The organism is Treponema sp. UBA785, assembly GCF_002297065.1.
Taxonomy (GTDB): domain Bacteria; phylum Spirochaetota; class Spirochaetia; order Treponematales; family Treponemataceae; genus Treponema_D.
The window spans coordinates 67979-83962 of sequence record NZ_DBJD01000091.1 but is presented as its reverse complement, the minus strand read 5'-3'; the positions used below and the strand labels follow the sequence as shown (position 1 = coordinate 83962).

The 15984-nt window shown below is 39.3% G+C and carries 9 protein-coding genes; 2 read left to right on the top strand and 7 right to left on the bottom strand.

Features of this window, described 5'->3' with window-relative positions:
- The first annotated feature begins 249 nt into the window (after positions 1-249).
- Positions 250-2838 (top strand): ATP-dependent chaperone ClpB, encoded by a 2589-nt coding sequence (gene clpB / locus B2X33_RS08560; protein WP_296022696.1) that lies wholly within the window; start codon positions 250-252, stop codon positions 2836-2838.
- A 122-nt stretch (positions 2839-2960) separates the two neighbouring features.
- Here clpB and B2X33_RS08555 read toward each other — a convergent pair whose 3' ends face one another.
- The 5 genes from B2X33_RS08555 to rlmJ all read right to left on the bottom strand — a co-directional run bounded on the left by B2X33_RS08555 (position 2961) and on the right by rlmJ (position 10188).
- The gene (locus B2X33_RS08555) at positions 2961-4205 is read right to left on the bottom strand and encodes an HD domain-containing phosphohydrolase (RefSeq protein ID WP_296669008.1); all 1245 of its coding nucleotides are present in this window, start codon (positions 4203-4205) and stop codon (positions 2961-2963) included.
- Between the two features lie 196 nt (positions 4206-4401).
- On the bottom strand, positions 4402-6042 hold the full coding sequence (locus B2X33_RS08550; RefSeq protein WP_296669007.1) for a galactose/methyl galactoside ABC transporter permease MglC: 1641 nt from the start codon (positions 6040-6042) through the stop codon (positions 4402-4404).
- A gap of 154 nt (positions 6043-6196) precedes the next feature.
- Positions 6197-7690, bottom strand: a complete 1494-nt coding sequence (locus B2X33_RS08545; protein ID WP_296669005.1) for a sugar ABC transporter ATP-binding protein — start codon at positions 7688-7690, stop codon at positions 6197-6199.
- Positions 7691-7883: 193 nt separating this feature from the next.
- Positions 7884-9053, bottom strand: coding sequence for a substrate-binding domain-containing protein (locus tag B2X33_RS08540; protein WP_296022917.1), 1170 nt, complete (start codon positions 9051-9053; stop codon positions 7884-7886).
- Between the two features lie 271 nt (positions 9054-9324).
- Positions 9325-10188, bottom strand: a complete 864-nt coding sequence (gene rlmJ, locus B2X33_RS08535; protein ID WP_296669004.1) for a 23S rRNA (adenine(2030)-N(6))-methyltransferase RlmJ — start codon at positions 10186-10188, stop codon at positions 9325-9327.
- A 289-nt stretch (positions 10189-10477) separates the two neighbouring features.
- Between rlmJ and tyrS the strand changes: the two genes are divergently transcribed.
- Positions 10478-11722, top strand: coding sequence for a tyrosine--tRNA ligase (gene tyrS, locus B2X33_RS08530; protein ID WP_296022701.1), 1245 nt, complete (start codon positions 10478-10480; stop codon positions 11720-11722).
- 341 nt (positions 11723-12063) lie between these two features.
- Here tyrS and B2X33_RS08525 read toward each other — a convergent pair whose 3' ends face one another.
- Together B2X33_RS08525 and B2X33_RS08520 are read right to left on the bottom strand one after the other, a co-directional pair.
- On the bottom strand, positions 12064-14628 hold the full coding sequence (locus tag B2X33_RS08525; protein ID WP_296669002.1) for a penicillin-binding protein 1A: 2565 nt from the start codon (positions 14626-14628) through the stop codon (positions 12064-12066).
- Positions 14629-14867: 239 nt separating this feature from the next.
- Positions 14868-15863: a hypothetical protein gene (locus tag B2X33_RS08520; protein ID WP_296022703.1), complete on the bottom strand. Its 996-nt coding sequence runs from the start codon at positions 15861-15863 to the stop codon at positions 14868-14870.
- Positions 15864-15984 lie beyond the last annotated feature (121 nt).

Sequence of the window (15984 nt, the reverse complement as noted above, 5' to 3'; positions counted from 1 at the left end):
GCGCACGACCGGGCTTATAGCCCGGATAGGAGCCCCGGAGTTGCCGGAACGGCAATGAGCGTTAGCGAAGGGCGGATAGCCGGAAATTCTGAGATATGTTTTTTATGAATAGAAAATGATTTTTTTGCAGCAGTTGTGCTGCTTTTATTTGCCTTTTTTTTATTTTTTGAGTATCTTGAAATTATAAGAACAAAAAAATTCTCTTAAAAAGTTTTTAGAGATGTAAATAAAAAATTTTGGAGGCGAAAAATGAATTTTGATCAGTTTACATTAAAAGCACAGGACGCTCTCCAGGAAGCCAGCGCCCTTGCTCAGCAAAATGATCATGCGGAAATCGGGCTTGAACATCTTTTAATTGCGCTTCTTGAGCAAAAAGATGGGCTTGTTAAACCGATTGTCGAAAGAATAGGGGTTAGTGCTGGAGATTTGGACAGTGCGGCGAAAAATCTTTTGAGTTCGTATCCGAAGGTTACTGGAAATGTTCAGATTAGTCTTTCTTCTGCAGCGCAGAAAGTTCTTGCGAAGGCAGAAAAGGAAATGACTTCTCTTAAAGATCAGTATCTTTCGGTTGAGCATATTTTGCTTGCTATGAGCGAAAGTGAAGACCGGACTGGGGAACTTTTGCGTAAATATGGAGTTACTCGGGAAGCGATTCTTGAAAGCTTAAAGGCGGTTCGTGGAAATCAGACTGTTGACAGCCAGGATCCGGAAAGCAAAATGCAGTCGCTTGAGAAATACTGCACGGATTTGACGGCTCGTGCCAGACAGGACAAAATTGATCCTGTTATTGGACGCGATGAGGAAATTCGCCGTGTAATGCAGGTTTTGATACGACGGACTAAGAATAATCCTGTTTTGATTGGTGAACCTGGTGTCGGAAAAACAGCAATTGTCGAAGGTCTTGCGCGTCGTATTGCAAGTGGCGATGTTCCTGAAAGTTTGAAAAACAAGCGTCTTTTGAGCCTCGATATGGGAAGCCTTGTTGCCGGTGCAAAATTTCGAGGTGAGTTTGAAGAAAGGCTTAAAGCTGTAATTACTGAAGTTTCAAAGAGCGAAGGACAGATAATAATGTTTATCGATGAACTTCATACTATAGTCGGCGCCGGCGCGAGCGAAGGTAGTATGGATGCTTCTAATCTTCTTAAACCGGCACTTGCCCGTGGAGAGCTTCATGTAATCGGTGCTACTACTTTGAACGAGTATCGCAAATACATTGAAAAAGATAGCGCGCTTGAAAGAAGGTTTCAGCAGGTTTATTGCGCTGAGCCGACTGTTGAAGATACGATTGCAATTTTGCGCGGTTTGAGAGATAAGTATGAAATTCATCATGGTGTTAAAATCAATGATGAAGCTCTTGTTGCTGCTGCAGAACTCTCTAACCGTTATATAACAAACAGATTTTTGCCAGACAAGGCAATTGACCTTGTTGACGAGGCTGCAAGCCGTTTAAAAATGGAAATCGAAAGCGAACCGACGGCTCTTGATCAGCTTGAGCGAAAAATTTTGCAGTTGCAGATTGAAAAACAGTCGCTCTCCAAGGAAGATGACAAGGCGAGCCTTGAACGTCTTGAAAAACTTGAAAAGGAACTTGCGGATGTTACGAACAAACGCGATTCTATGAAACTGGAATGGCAGAACGAAAAAGCCCAGATTGATAAATCGCGCAACCTTAAGGAAAAACTTGAGAATGCCCGGTTTGAAGAGGAAAAGTTTACACGAGAAGGAAATCTTGCAAAGGCTGCTGAATACAAATATTCGATAATTCCTGAGCTGCAAAAACAACTGGCAGAAAGTCAGGCTGCGGACGAAAAAAGAGTGAATTCCGCTGATGAATCTCTTTTGCGGCAGGAAGTTACGGAAGAAGATATTGCCTCAGTTGTAAGTGTTTGGACAGGAATTCCTGTAAGCAAGATGATGACGAGTGAAAAGCAAAAATATGTTCAGCTCGAAAATGTTTTGCATAAACGCGTTATTGGTCAGAACGAAGCTGTAAAAGTTGTAAGCGACGCAATCAGACGAAACAAGGCTGGGCTTAACGATCCAAACAGACCGCTTGGCAGTTTTATGTTTATTGGTCCGACAGGTGTAGGTAAGACTGAACTTGCAAAAACTTTGGCTGATTTTTTGTTCAACGATGAAAAAGCCCTTACCCGAATTGATATGTCCGAGTATATGGAAAAATTCAGTGTGAGCCGTCTTATCGGCGCACCTCCAGGATATGTAGGTTACGATGAAGGCGGACAGTTGACAGAAGCAGTTCGTCGTCGGCCGTACAGCGTAATTTTGTTTGATGAAGTCGAAAAAGCTCATCCAGATGTTTTTAACGTTCTTCTTCAGGTTCTTGATGATGGGCGGCTTACAGATGGACAGGGACGAGTAGTAGATTTTAAAAATACGATAATCATTATGACTTCAAACCTCGGAAGCAATTTGATTCTTGAGGCTGGAGAAAATAACGAAACGGATAGTTCAAAACTTAAAGGCGAAATTGATTCACTGTTAAAATCAACATTTAGACCAGAATTTTTGAACCGTATTGATGAAATCGTAATGTTCAACCGTCTTGACAGAAGTTGCATTGGCGGAATCGTAAAAATTCAGCTTGAAAGGGTTACAAAGCGTCTTGAAGACAGAAGAATTTCGATTAAGTTTGATGATTCTGCTGTGAACTTTATTGCAGAAAAAGGTTATGATCCAGCCTTTGGTGCCCGCCCAATAAAAAGAGCCGTGCAGACCTGGGTTGAAAACCCTCTTTCAAAAGAGCTTCTGGAAGGAAAGTTTGGCGAAGGCAGCGTGATAAATGTTTCTTCTGATGGAAAAGAGCTTATTTTTAAGTAATTTTGAAGGTTAAAAACTTAAAAACCTAAAGGAGCAGTTTTTTCAGGAGAAAATTTAAAAACAAAAAACGGTCTGATGAAAAATGTCAGGCCGCTTTTTGTTTTATTGAATTTTAATGCAGTTTAGATTTTTATTTTTCCAGTTGAAATGAGGTTCAGCATGGCCTGCGCAATTTTTGGGTCAAATTGAGTTTCTTCACCTTTTTTTAATTCTGAAACTATTATGTTTTTTGGAAGGTGAGGCCTATAGGCTCTGTCAGTTGCCATTGCGTCGAAAGAGTCGGCGACGCAAACTATTCGTGCTTCAAGTGGAATTTCTTCTCCTTTTAAGCCTTCCATGTAGCCTTTCCCATCGAATCGTTCGTGATGATAAAGTGCAACCTTAGTTACGTTTTCTATTTCTTTAAAGCCTTTCAAGCTTTCTGCTCCATAGATAGTATGTTTTTTCATTTCTTCCCATTCTTCATCATTCAGTTTTGAGTTTTTGCATAATATTGACTGCGAAATAAAAACTTTTCCGACATCATGCAAAATTCCGCAGTTATAAATATTTTTCTGAAAAGCTTTGCTGTAACCGAGTTCTTTTGCAAGTAATTTTGAATATTTTGCAACGTTTAGAGAGTGTTGTTGTGTGTATTTGTCCCGTGTATCAATAAATCGGGCGCATAATTTTAGAATTTCTGAGATTTCTTTTTCTGCCTGTTGTTGCTGTTTTTTTACGACTTTGTAGTTTATGACTGTCAATATAAGAAAAATGAGACCGAGAATTGTTGATATTGTAAAAGATATGAATTTTTTGTTGCAGAAAAGCGGTTCAATGAGTTTTGTTTCCAGCGAAAAACTGCTTTCTGTTAAAAGTTCATCTGTATACAAAACAAATCCTAATTTACAAAATGTTTTAGGAGAAACTTCGTCGTTGAGCGCAATTTTTGAAGGTTTTATTTTTATAGTTCCGTTTTTTATCGTATAAAAACCGTTCCAGCAGCTATCGATTTTTGCATTTTTTGGAACTGTAAGCGAAAGAACCCAGTTTTGCATTTTTTTTGCTGTGTTATTGTAAATATAGATGTCATATTGAGAGCCCCATGTTGAGTCTGATTGTTGCCAGCAGTTTAGAAGTCCATCGCTTCTCAATGGAATGTTCATGTTGATTGTACATTCCGGCTGTTTTACAGGATTTTCTGTGCGAAAAATGCGGTTTTCTTTTTCGATTTGAACTTCCTGCGTAAAAAAATGGGAAATTTTATTTTCAAATACGATGATTACTGATGAGCCTAAAAGACCGCAAATGCTTATAAACGTAAAAATAATCGAAATAAAAATTGCTTTTTTGTGCAGAATAAAGGTTAAAATTTTGTTTTCTTCCATAAATAATTGCGCCAAATAAAATATGTATATCCAAAATTTATTATAACACAAAATTTTAATTTAACATAAAATTTCAATTTGAATTTTTATGATTTTGAATAAAAAAATTACACAGAGCAATAAAAAAAAGCGGTTTAAAAATCAAACCGCTTTTTAGTTTCATTTATAAAAGTTTACAAAATTTTCTTAGATTTAATTACTTGCGCTTCAAGTATTTAATTGAATCAAGCGCAACTGCCGCAATGATTATTAATCCCTTAAATACAAACTGAAGGTTTGTGTCGATATGAAGGAACGTAAGGCAGTAGGTAAGGCTTGTAAAGATTACAACACCGATTGCGGCCCCTCCAATTTTTCCTATGCCGCCGTTAAACGAAATTCCACCGACTACGCAGGCTGCAATCGCGTCCATTTCGTAGCCCTGGCCAGTTCCCGCGCTTGCGTTTGCACGGAATGCTTCCAAAAATGCTCCGCAACCGTAGAAAATCCCTGCCATAATGAATACGCCCATTGTAACCCAGAAAACCGAAATTCCAGAAACACTTGCCGCTTCCGAGTTTCCTCCTACTGCGTACATGTTTTTTCCAAAAGTTGTTTTGTTCCAGATAAACCATGCAGCTATAATTGCAATTATTGCAGGAATAATCAGTTTAGGGAAAGTAACAAGCTCACCGTTTATAATTCCCAAAACCCAACGGCCGCCGATTAAATCTTTTACAGAAGAGTCGATTGAACCGACCGGAGTTCCAGTTGTTCCGAAGAACAAAAGTCCGTAAATTATAAGTTGAGAGGCTAGTGTAGAGATAAACGGATGAATTTTTAGTTTTGCCGTAAATACACCTGCAAATGCGCAGAATGCCGTACAAAGCAGAATAGAAAGCAATAAAGCAAAAATAAGGCGGACCCCCATCGGAAGCGCTGTAAAGTTCCATGGCCCCATGTTAAAGAATTTTACGATGTTCGTTCCTGGATGCAGAATAAGTCCAGTTACAACAGAACCCATAGCAACCATTCGTCCGACGCTCAAGTCTGTACCAGCAAGCAAAATCAAACCGGCAACTCCGAGAGCATAGAACATTCTTGTCGAAGACTGCTCAAGAATCGTAAAGATATTTGGCAAAGTCAAAAGGTTTCCTGCTCCGATTGCAGGGGCAATTATAATACAGACAACAAAGAAAATTGCAATTGCAATGTAAAGTCCATTGTCCAAAAAGAATTTTGAAAGTTTAAAACTGTTTTTGTAGTTTATAAAGCCGAGCTGAGCATCTTCAATAAAACTTGATTTTTCGTTGCGCAGTCCACGGTTAATTGTAACGTGATCCGTAAAAGCCTGTTTTTTCGCATCGCGGCAACGCTCAATTATCGTCTGGCTTCTATTTTTTTCGTCAAAAAGCGAAGTTTTGAGTTCGTATCGTGCGGTTTCCTTTTCTGACGGCGACTTTGCGTTTTCAATTCGGGCTTTTCCTTCTGCCTTTATTTTTCGAATTTTCTGGTCAAAATTTGCTTTTTCAATTTTTATTTTTTCATTTTCGGTTGCATCTACTGTTTTTATGTAGTCTTTTGCAGCCAAATTTGCGTAGGCGACAGCTTCTTTTGTAAGAATTTTGTCCTGCGCTTCGTTTTTCTTTGCGACAGCTTTAGCCTCTTCAAGCTGTTTTTTGTAGTCAGACAAAATTTGAGGCTTATTGTCGTATTCAATCATCGGATTTTTTTTGACTTTTGCAATAGCCTGCTTTATCTCTGCAATTTTATTTACACCGTCTGAGCGCAAGCCGTGGAGTTTTTCCTGATACTCTTTAATTTTTGGATTTTCTTGAAGTGTAACAAATTCTGCCATAATTTTCTCCCTAAAAAATCTTTTAGTCGGGCGTTCCCCTCGCTTTAGTTCGGGTCGCTATGTTCGGAGTTCCGCTTTCGCTCCATTGCTTCGTTTCGCTATGCTCCACTTCGCAATAAGCCTATGGCTTACTCCTGCCAGCGCTAACGCTTTTTTATAGATATTTATCCGAAAGCCTTAAAAGCGCTTCCTGATCCGTTTCTTTTGTGTTTACGATTCCTGCAAGCCTGTGGTTTGACATTACAGCAATTCTATTTGTAATTCCTAAAATTTCAGGCATTTCGCTGGAAACTACAATAATTGTCTTTCCTTCTTTTGCCATTTTGATTATCAACTGATAAATTTCGTATTTTGCTCCAACGTCAATACCGCGAGTCGGCTCGTCGAGCAGAAGAATGTCTGGTTCCCGTTCAAGCCATTTTCCTATAATTACTTTTTGCTGGTTTCCACCAGAAAGAGAAGTAATGAGTTCATCTGCTGAAACGCATTTTGTGTGCATTTTTTTTATTTCACGGTTTGCGGCATCGCGCATTTTTCTTGAAGACAAAAGCCCGAATTTTTTGTACTGCTCAAGGTTTGTTATGCAGGTGTTAAATTCGATTGTGTCTTTTCCGAACATTCCGTTGAGTTTCCGTTCTTCTGTAACCATTGCAAAATTGTAGGCCATTGCGTCTTTTGGGCTCGAAAAACGGACAGAACGGCCGTTCAAGATAATTTCACCTTTCGAAATTGTTCTTATACCAAAGATTGATTCTAAAAGTTCGCTTCTTCCTGCGCCGACAAGTCCGTAAAGACCAAAAATTTCACCTTTTTTAACCGTAAACGAAATATCTTCGAGTTGCGGTGAATATTTTGTCGAAAGATTCTTAATTTCCAGATAGTCTTCTCCTGGAGTATTGTCAACGTCCGGAAATCGTTTGTCCAGCGAACGGCCGACCATTGCAGAAATCAGCTCGTCCATCTTTGCGTCGAGCGTTGTTTTTTGATAAACCATATTTCCGTCGCGCAAAACTGAAACTTCATCACAAATCTGGAAAATTTCGTCCATTTTGTGCGAAATATAAACAAAAGAAACCCCTTTTGACTTTAAATCGCGAACGATTGCAAATAATTTATTTATTTCTGGTTCTGTAAGCGAAGATGTTGGTTCGTCAAGAACGATAATTTTTGCATTGTAAGATACAGCTTTTGCAATTTCTACCATCTGCCGCTGAGAAACAGACATTGTTCTCATAATTACATTCGGGTTTACGTTCATTTTTAAAGAACTGAAAAGACGGCTTGACTCCCGGAACATCCGTTTTTCATCTATTACTCCGAATTTTTTTGGATACCTTCCTAAAAAGAGATTGTCCATTACAGTTCTATCAAGACACTGGTTTAATTCCTGATGAACCATCGAGACTCCGTTTTCGAGGGCTTCTTTTGGACTTGTAAAATCGATAGGTTTTCCGTCTAAAAAAAATTGACCTTCGTCTTGTTCGTATATGCCAAAAAGGCATTTCATCATTGTAGATTTTCCAGCGCCATTTTCGCCCATAAGGCCTAAAACTGTGCCTTTTTTGAGCGTAATGTTGATTCCGCTAAGAACCTTGTTTTTCCCAAATGATTTTGAAAGATTTTTAATTTCAAGCAGATTATCATTCATTTAGATGTCTCCCTAAAAAGGAATTTGAAAAACTGCTCGTAAAAAAAACGAGACTTTGAAAAGAAACTGTCCATTTTTGTTTTATATGCGGCTCTTGAACTTTGACAAAATATCAAATTGATTTTTAGCAGATTCAACCGCCGCTTTTTTTATATAGAACTTTTTGGACAGTTTCCTGGCAAACTTTTGATAATTAGTATTTAAGTTTATCCGTATAGTCGCGTCCTGAGTTTGTTTTTACCATATTGATTGCATAAGCATCAAAACTGTTGAGGTTTGTAAACTTGTCAAGACAAGAAGCTTCGTTCTGACCGTCACCCTGAACTACTGTAAGGTCAAGGTTTAAAAGTGGAGCATAGTAGTTTAATGCAGGAAGGTAAGAAGAAGACAGAAAGTTGTCTGCCGCATTGTAGATTGTAAGAAGAACTTTTTTCTTTGCGGCATTAGTCTGTTTTATCCCCTTATCTCTGTTTCCTGCTGTGTACTGTTTCCAGTTGTCTGCATTAACACCTGCGTTCAGTGCAAGTACAGCCTTTGTTTCTGGAACATAAGTGATTTCTGCTGAAATTTTATTTCCGTTGCTGTCTGCTTCAAAAATGCCTTTCTTGTAAACATCTTCGCCTTCAAGACCATTGAGAAGGTTTCTGATAACCTGCAATGTTGCTGTAGCCTGTGCGTCTACGTTCTGAGAAACAGTTCCTGTAAGTTTTCCAGCACCGATAGCTTCGATTGCATCTGCGTTTGCATCGTATCCGAAAATTGGAACTCCTGCAGGGTAGTTAGAAGCTTGGAGACAGCCCATTGCCATTCCATCGTTGTTTGAAACAACCATATCAAGCTGTGTGCCGTATTTTGTTGCCCAGCCGCCCATTGCATCTGTAGCGGCATTTGCATTCCAGGTTGAACCGTCAGTTCCAGTCATAGCTTTTCCTTCAAGTTCTACTACTTTGAGTGTTTTTCCGCCAATTTTTACAGAGCCAATTTTTGAATCTGTCGGATCTGTTGTTCCGTTCCAAGTTCCAAGTGCTTTTCGAATTCCTTCAGTTCTTGCTTTTGAGTCATTGTGACCTACATCACCTACGCAAAGAACATATCCGATTGTTCCATCGCCATTGCGGTCAATTTTAGAAGCGTCCTGGTTTGCAAGCCAATCCGTGATAAGTTTTCCCTGAACTGCACCGCCGCCTGCTGCGTCAAAGCCAACGTAATAAGTTTTGCTGTTCCAGTTCATAGTATCTTTTTCAATCTGGCCTGTCGTTGGGTCCGATGGCTGTCTGTTAAAGAATACAAGCGGTTTGTCTTTGTTTAATACTACAGAAGAATTTCCGTTCTTCTGGCATCCCATAAATCCTGCGGCAGTCATTACGAGCGCCGAAACTGTTACTAATGCTTTTTTCACAAAAAACCTCCTTTTTGTAACTTGCAGTATAAAATTTTAAAGCCTCTAAAAAATTACAAATGTCGATTTTTTAGACCTGCTTCGTACATACTCAGTCTAAAGCCGAATTTTTGAGCCGTCAAACAATTATTTTTAAATTTCAAAAAAACGACAGATTCAGGAAAATTTATTTGAAAAATTGCAGTTTTTTAACAAGAATTTTTATTTTCTTGAGTTTTTTGTTTTTTTTGTAAAACTAGCGAAGAGCTTTTTCGATAAGAGGAATTGATTCTTCCATTTTTTCGTTTAGTCCATAAGGCGGATTTATGACGAGCATTCCGCTTCCGTACATTTTTGCAAGGCCGGTCATTTCTTCTTCTTTTTTGATGATGATTTCGTAAAAGACGGCTTTTTTGTCTTCTGTATTGTTTGTTTTTTCAACGGTGGCGATTACATTTTGCTTTAGATATTCAATTTCGAGCTGGCGGTGGGAAAGAAGAGGATACCAGATTAAGTAAGTTCCAGTTGGCCATTTTTTGTAAGCAGAAACAAACATTTGAGCCGTCTGCTCATAATCATCTGCGTCTTCGTAGCTTGGGTCGATTATTACACATCCTCGCTTAATTTTTGGAGGAATATTTGCATTGAGCATAATTTTTGCGTCTTTCTGGTTTAAAATGATTGAAGGAGAATTTTGTTTTGCGTTTTGAGTTAAAGCTGGACTTTTTATGTTAAGCTTTAGTTCTTCAAAAACCTTTGGATGAAGCTCGTTTAAAATCAACTGGTCTCTTTCGCGAAGAAAAGTCCGCGCAATTTCCGGGCTTCCGGGATAAAGTCCTTTTTTTACGTACAGTTCGAGAATTGAAAGAAAATCTTTTCCGAAAATTTTTTTTAAGTCGGAATATGGCGCCTTTAAAAGTTTTTGAATTCCGCACTGGGCTTCGCAGGTTTTTAAAAGGCGTTCGTCGTCCAAGGCGTATTTTCCTGAGCCAGAATGTGTGTCAATTACGCAGAATGGTTTTTCTTTTTTGAGAAGATGCTGGAGCGTAAAGGCAAAAACTGCGTGTTTTAAAATATCGCCGTAATTTCCGGCATGAAAAGCGTGGATGTAACTTAGCATGACAGAATATTATCTCAAAAAATGCTCTGATTGAATAGAGATAATTTTTTTATTAAAATAAAGAAATGAAAAAAAGAGAGTTAAATCCTCTTAGCTTGCAGGATTTTTTCAGGAAAATTTATGATTTTAAAGATTGAATTTATTTTTTTCGATTGATTTAACGCGGCAGGGGCTGGAGTGGCGGCGAAGCCGTTCCAAAATTTATTTTGGAATAAAACCACGCAAGACCCGGTTTTTGCAAATGCAAAAAGCCGCCCGGTAAAATTTTCTGAAATTTGGGAGATATGAAATGAATAAAGCGCTTGAAACCTTAAAAGAACGTGGTTTTTTTGCTCAGTGTACGGACGAGAAGGGACTTTCTGATTTGATGGATAAAGGACCGGTTACTTTTTATGTTGGCTGTGATCCGACCGGGCCTTCTTTGCATATTGGACATATGGTTCCTTTTTTTGCCTTAAGACATTTGCGCGCTGCTGGGCACAACGGAATTGCCCTTATTGGCGGCGGAACAGCAAGAATCGGTGATCCATCCGGCAAAACAGAAATGCGTAAGATGATTTCTTATGAGCAGATTGATTCGAATGTTGAGCATATTAAGGCTCAGCTTGACAGATTTATTGGTTTTGATGGAAAAACAGCTCTCAGCGAAAATAACAAAAACTGGCTTGCTGATTTGAACTACATTGATTTTTTGCGCGATATTGGCTCTTGTTTTTCTGTAAATAAAATGCTTACTTTTGAAGCTTACAAGCAGCGTCTTGAGCGCGGACTTTCTTTTATTGAATTTAACTATCAGCTTTTGCAGGCATACGACTTTTACTGCTTGCATCAGAGACACAATGTTGTTTTGCAGATTGGCGGCGATGATCAGTGGGGAAATATTACTGCCGGCGTTGATTTGATTCGCCGTAAACTTGGTGGAACTACAGAGCTCAATGCCCAGCATCAGGCTTATGGCCTTACATTCCCGTTGATTACCCGTTCTGACGGTAAAAAAATGGGCAAGACAGAAAAAGGCGCAATTTTTCTCGATCCTTCTCTTACTCCTGTTTTTGACTTTTTCCAGTACTGGCGCAATGTTGCTGATCCGGATGTTGAAAAATTCTTTAAATTGTTTACATTCCTTTCTCTTGATGAAATTTCCAGTATCTGTTCAGGCAACATCAACGAGGCTAAGGAGCGGCTTGCTTATGAGGTTACTTCTCTTATTCACGGAAAGGAGGAGGCGGACAAGGCTCTTGCAGGCGCAAAGGCTGCTTTTAGCGGAGAAGGAGACAAGTCTCATATGCCGACAGTTGAACTTTTGAAGGCGGATTTGGGAAATGGCCTTGGACTTCTAAATCTTTTTACTACGACAAAACTTACCGCATCGAACGGAGACGCGCGTCGTCTTGTTCAGCAGAATGGCGCCGCCATTAACGGAAAAGTAATTTCTGATGTAAAATACACTGTAACTTTAAAAGATTTGGATTCTGACGGAGAACTTGTGCTTCGTGCAGGAAAGAAAAAGTTCTGTCGGATTGTATTTAATTAAATATCCTGAATGTCGAATTTTGAAAAAAATAATCATTTATGTGTCATTCTGTGTAGCGGCACTGCAATGTTTATGCAGTAAACTCGGTCAGAAATCTATTGAAAGATTTCAATAGATTATCTGGTCAAGCCTGATAATGACAAGTTGGAGGAGAAAAGCCTGATGGTGACAAGGAGTGAAGCCCGATAATGACATTGAACTATAAAATTCGAAGTTAGGGCTAATATAGAACTTTTTGAAGTATTTTGTATAAAAAATCCGGTTTTAGAACATTTTTGTCTAAGACCGGATTTTTTTTGTTTTAATGTAGTTTTCATGTACTAAAATTTTTTGAAAGTTTTTTAGTCCATGAGATAGTTGTAATTTGGCGCTGCTCCATTTTCGTCAAGTTCCTGAGCGTCTGTCGGACTGAGTTTTGTGTCAAATACGCCGAAATCTCCGTCTTGAAGTGGTTTGTTGAGGTTGAATGAAAGAGTAGAATTGTCGCGAATTATGAGCTCGCTTGCAAAACCTGCCTTGTAAAGCTCTTTTTCCAAACGGTAAATTCCGATTGCACGGCTTGAATTTGCCGTTGAGTGAACTGAGCAGACTTGAGTTGGCTGTGTCCCTTCAAGATACCATGCTGTAACTTTGTGATCGCCACATTCTGGAGTGAGAATTCCGCCGCTTACAGAGCAGACTGTTGCTTCTATTACGCCGGTTGCCGGTTTTGAAAAGTCTTTCATAGGAAGACCGTTGTGAATTTTTTTCATATAATCAGCCCAAGCGTAGCCAGAAAGAGTTGAACCTGTGAGTTGAAGTCCCAGCGACTGACCAGGTTTGTCGAATCCAAACCAAAATACAGAAGTGTAATATGGCGTAAAGCCGACAGCCCATGCATCTGCCCAGTTTTGCGTTGTACCTGTTTTTCCTGCGGCAGGAATTTTGTATAAGTGTCCGTTTGAATCTTTGTAACGGAGTTTGTCTCCGTTTGAAGAAGGACCCGCAAGAGTTCCAGAACGTACTGTATTCTGTAGTAATTCCGTCATGACAAAAGCTGTCTGTGGTGAAATTACTTGTGCTGCCGCCCCTTTTGCCTGCAATGCAGTGCGAAGTTCTTTTTCGGGATTTAGAATAACGTTTCCATTTTTGTCTTCCACCGAACGTATTGCAATTGGAGTCACTTCTTTTCCGCCGCTTGCAAATACAGAATACGCTCTGGCAAGTTCAACAGGTCTTACAGAACATACTCCAAGTCCAATCGGATAGCCTGGGACAAAACCGCGGTATGGAACTTCTTCTTTAGGAATTCCCAAAAGTGCGATTGAACGGTTGATTCCGGCTTCAAAGCCGATTCCGTCAAGAACTTTGAGCGAAGGAACGTTCATAGAGTGGGCGAGCGCATACCAAAGTTCAACATCGCCCTTCCATTCGCCACGGAAGTTTTGAGGAATATATGGTTTTCCGTCAGCCGTGTGGAATACGACCGGCGTATCTGAAATTATCGAGGTAGGAGTAAATTTTCTGCTGTCGATTGCGGCGGAATAATAAAGCGGTTTAAAGGCAGACCCCGGCTGGAGTTTTGCCTGCACGGCACGGATAAACTGGTTTTCGCTGTCGAATTTGCTTCCTCCGACAAGTGACGTAATATAGCCTGTGTCGTTTTCGAGGGCAATCATCGTACCTTCGATTGTAGTTTTGCTTACTTTAACTTTTGCCTGCTGATTGGCCTTGTTTACGATTCCGAGTTTTAGAGAGTCGACTCCAAACATGAGAGACATAACGTCCATGACAGGATTTATCTGGCTTGTATAAGTTGCCTTTGAAATGGCTTCATTGCGTTGTTCGCTTACTTTTAGGCTATTTAGATTAAAAGTAAGGGCGAGCAGTTCTGTCATTGGTGTATAAACAGAAAAAGCCTGGTTTGTCCGTTCTCCAGTTGAGCGTTGGTAAGTGCGGTTTGCATAGCGGATATATCTGTCCATTACATCTTGCGCAACTGCCTGATTTTTTAGGTTGAGAGTCGTGTTTACTGTAAATCCAGAAGAATAAATGTCTTCAGTTCCGTAAATTAGGTTTCCAAGCTCGCGCCTTACATATTCAGAAAACCACGGAGCGTTGTCATCGTGGTTGAATACAGCCGCCGTAGCAGTTCTTGTGTAGTCAAAATTTGCCCAGTAGTCGTCAAAACTTTCATCCGCCTGCTCTTTTGAAATATATCCTGCGCTGACCATTGTGCTCAAAACATCTTTCTGACGATCCATTGCGCGGTTTGGATATTCAAATGGATTGTAAAATGCTGGGTTGGAAAGTTGAATTACGAGAATTGCTGCTTCTGCCGGAGTAATTTCCGTTGCATCATGACCGAAATAGTATTTTGACGCAGCGCTTACGCCGTACGTTCCGCCGCCAAAATAAATTTTATTCAGATAGAGCTCTAGGATTTCGTCTTTAGTGTAGCGCCTTTCCATTTGAATTGCCCACCACAATTCCTTTAATTTTCGGCGTATAGACATATCTGTTCTGTCGCAAAAAAGAGTTCCTGCAATCTGCTGGGTTAAGGTAGAACCGCCTCCAAGCGACATGCCTGTGAGTTTTCCGAAAACTGCGCGAAAGAGAGCTTTTACAGAATATCCATGGTGGCTGTAAAAAAGCCTGTCTTCGCGCGTTATAAGGGCATCGAGCATGCACTGCGGCAAATCTCTTATGCTGATTATTTCTCGTTTTTCCTCTGAAGCGAGTTCAGTTATAAGTTCACCATTTATGTCTAAAAGTTTTGTCGGAAGCGAAGTTGAGAATTCTGTGAACTGCTCATTATCTTTTATAAATTTTGTATTGCTCAGAGCAAGTCCAAGTCCTGCTCCAAAAAAAATGGCGCAGAAAAAAAGACCGCAGACAAACACGTATGTTGACTTTTTAATTTTCATATTCTTATAGAATAAGAAATTACGACCCTTTAGTCAATGTAATGGATTTGATTGCTTTGAATTTATAAAAACAAAAAAAAGACCGGCTTTAGATAGCCGGTCCATGCCCATCAGGCAGTCGGGCTCAATGGGTGGGAGGGGATAATTGATGCCCGACAATATATATATCGTCAGTTTATTTAAAAATCTTTAGTTGTTTTTGATTTTTTGTGATGAAAATAAGAAATTTTAAAACATTTTTATTCTTCTTCGGTTACAGAAGCGTCAATATTCAGGTTTACAGAGTACGAGCGGCCGTTTATTGCATCAAAAGTTTTTGTAATTTCGTAGTCGCCGATTGCAAATTTTACAGTGTGTGGTCCCTGTGTAACGGCAAAAGGCTCTTTTGGAGAGGCGAGCTCTTCACCGTCAAAATAAATCGAAGCGTTTTCTGGTGAGAGAATTTTTACTTCAGGCTCAATTCCTCGAAGAGCAACCTTTAACGAAGTGATTTTTGCCTGTTCGACAATAAAAGTGCGGACTTCGTTTCTGAAAGTTTCTCCAGTTACGCGTAGGTGATGTTCGCCTTCTTTTAAAAGCATTTTTTTGGGAATTGACGGAATAAAGGTGTCGTCAATGTAAATGCTGAAGTTTTCGTTTTTTCCCTCCGGTTTTGAAACTTCAAGACTGAAATATCCTTCGCTGCTCAAAACAGGTTTTGCTGTAATCTGAATTTGCGCATTTTCGAGTTCTTCGGGGGCGCCTTTCATTGCAAGCATATAGCGTAGAAAAATTATTCCGTTTTTTGCAGAAATTTTTTCTTCAAGAATTTTTGCATAAGGATTATTTTTGATGCTGAATTTTTCGTTTAGCGGAATATAAATCGTGTTGACGATTTTTCCAGAAATTGTTGATATGCTTGTTCTGCTTCCTGTATAATCGATCGTCTTTTCTGTTGGAAGCGGAGAAAGTCCGTCATAAAAAGTATATGCAACACTGTCCCGCCAAGTTGTCATTATTTGCGGAACTTTCATTGTAAGTTCAAGCCCTGTAACAAATGTTTTGTCTTCTGGAAGCTTTATTGCAAGCGCGTCAAAAATTCCAAGATTGGCAGAAACTTCTCCGTAATTCTGAGGAATTAAGATTACATGTGTTTTTGCAACGCGAAAATTTTCTGCATAGAGCGCAAAAAAATTTGCCGTAATCAGCAACAGAGAAAATAGAATTTTTTTGCGTGGCTTTTTGCAGTTCTTCATAAATCTTTCCAAAATAAAAAATAACATTTATTTTATAACTATAAATATTTTACAGTATACTATTTTTTATGTATATAAATCATAATGCAAAATCAACGAAAAATCTAAAAAAAATCTAAAA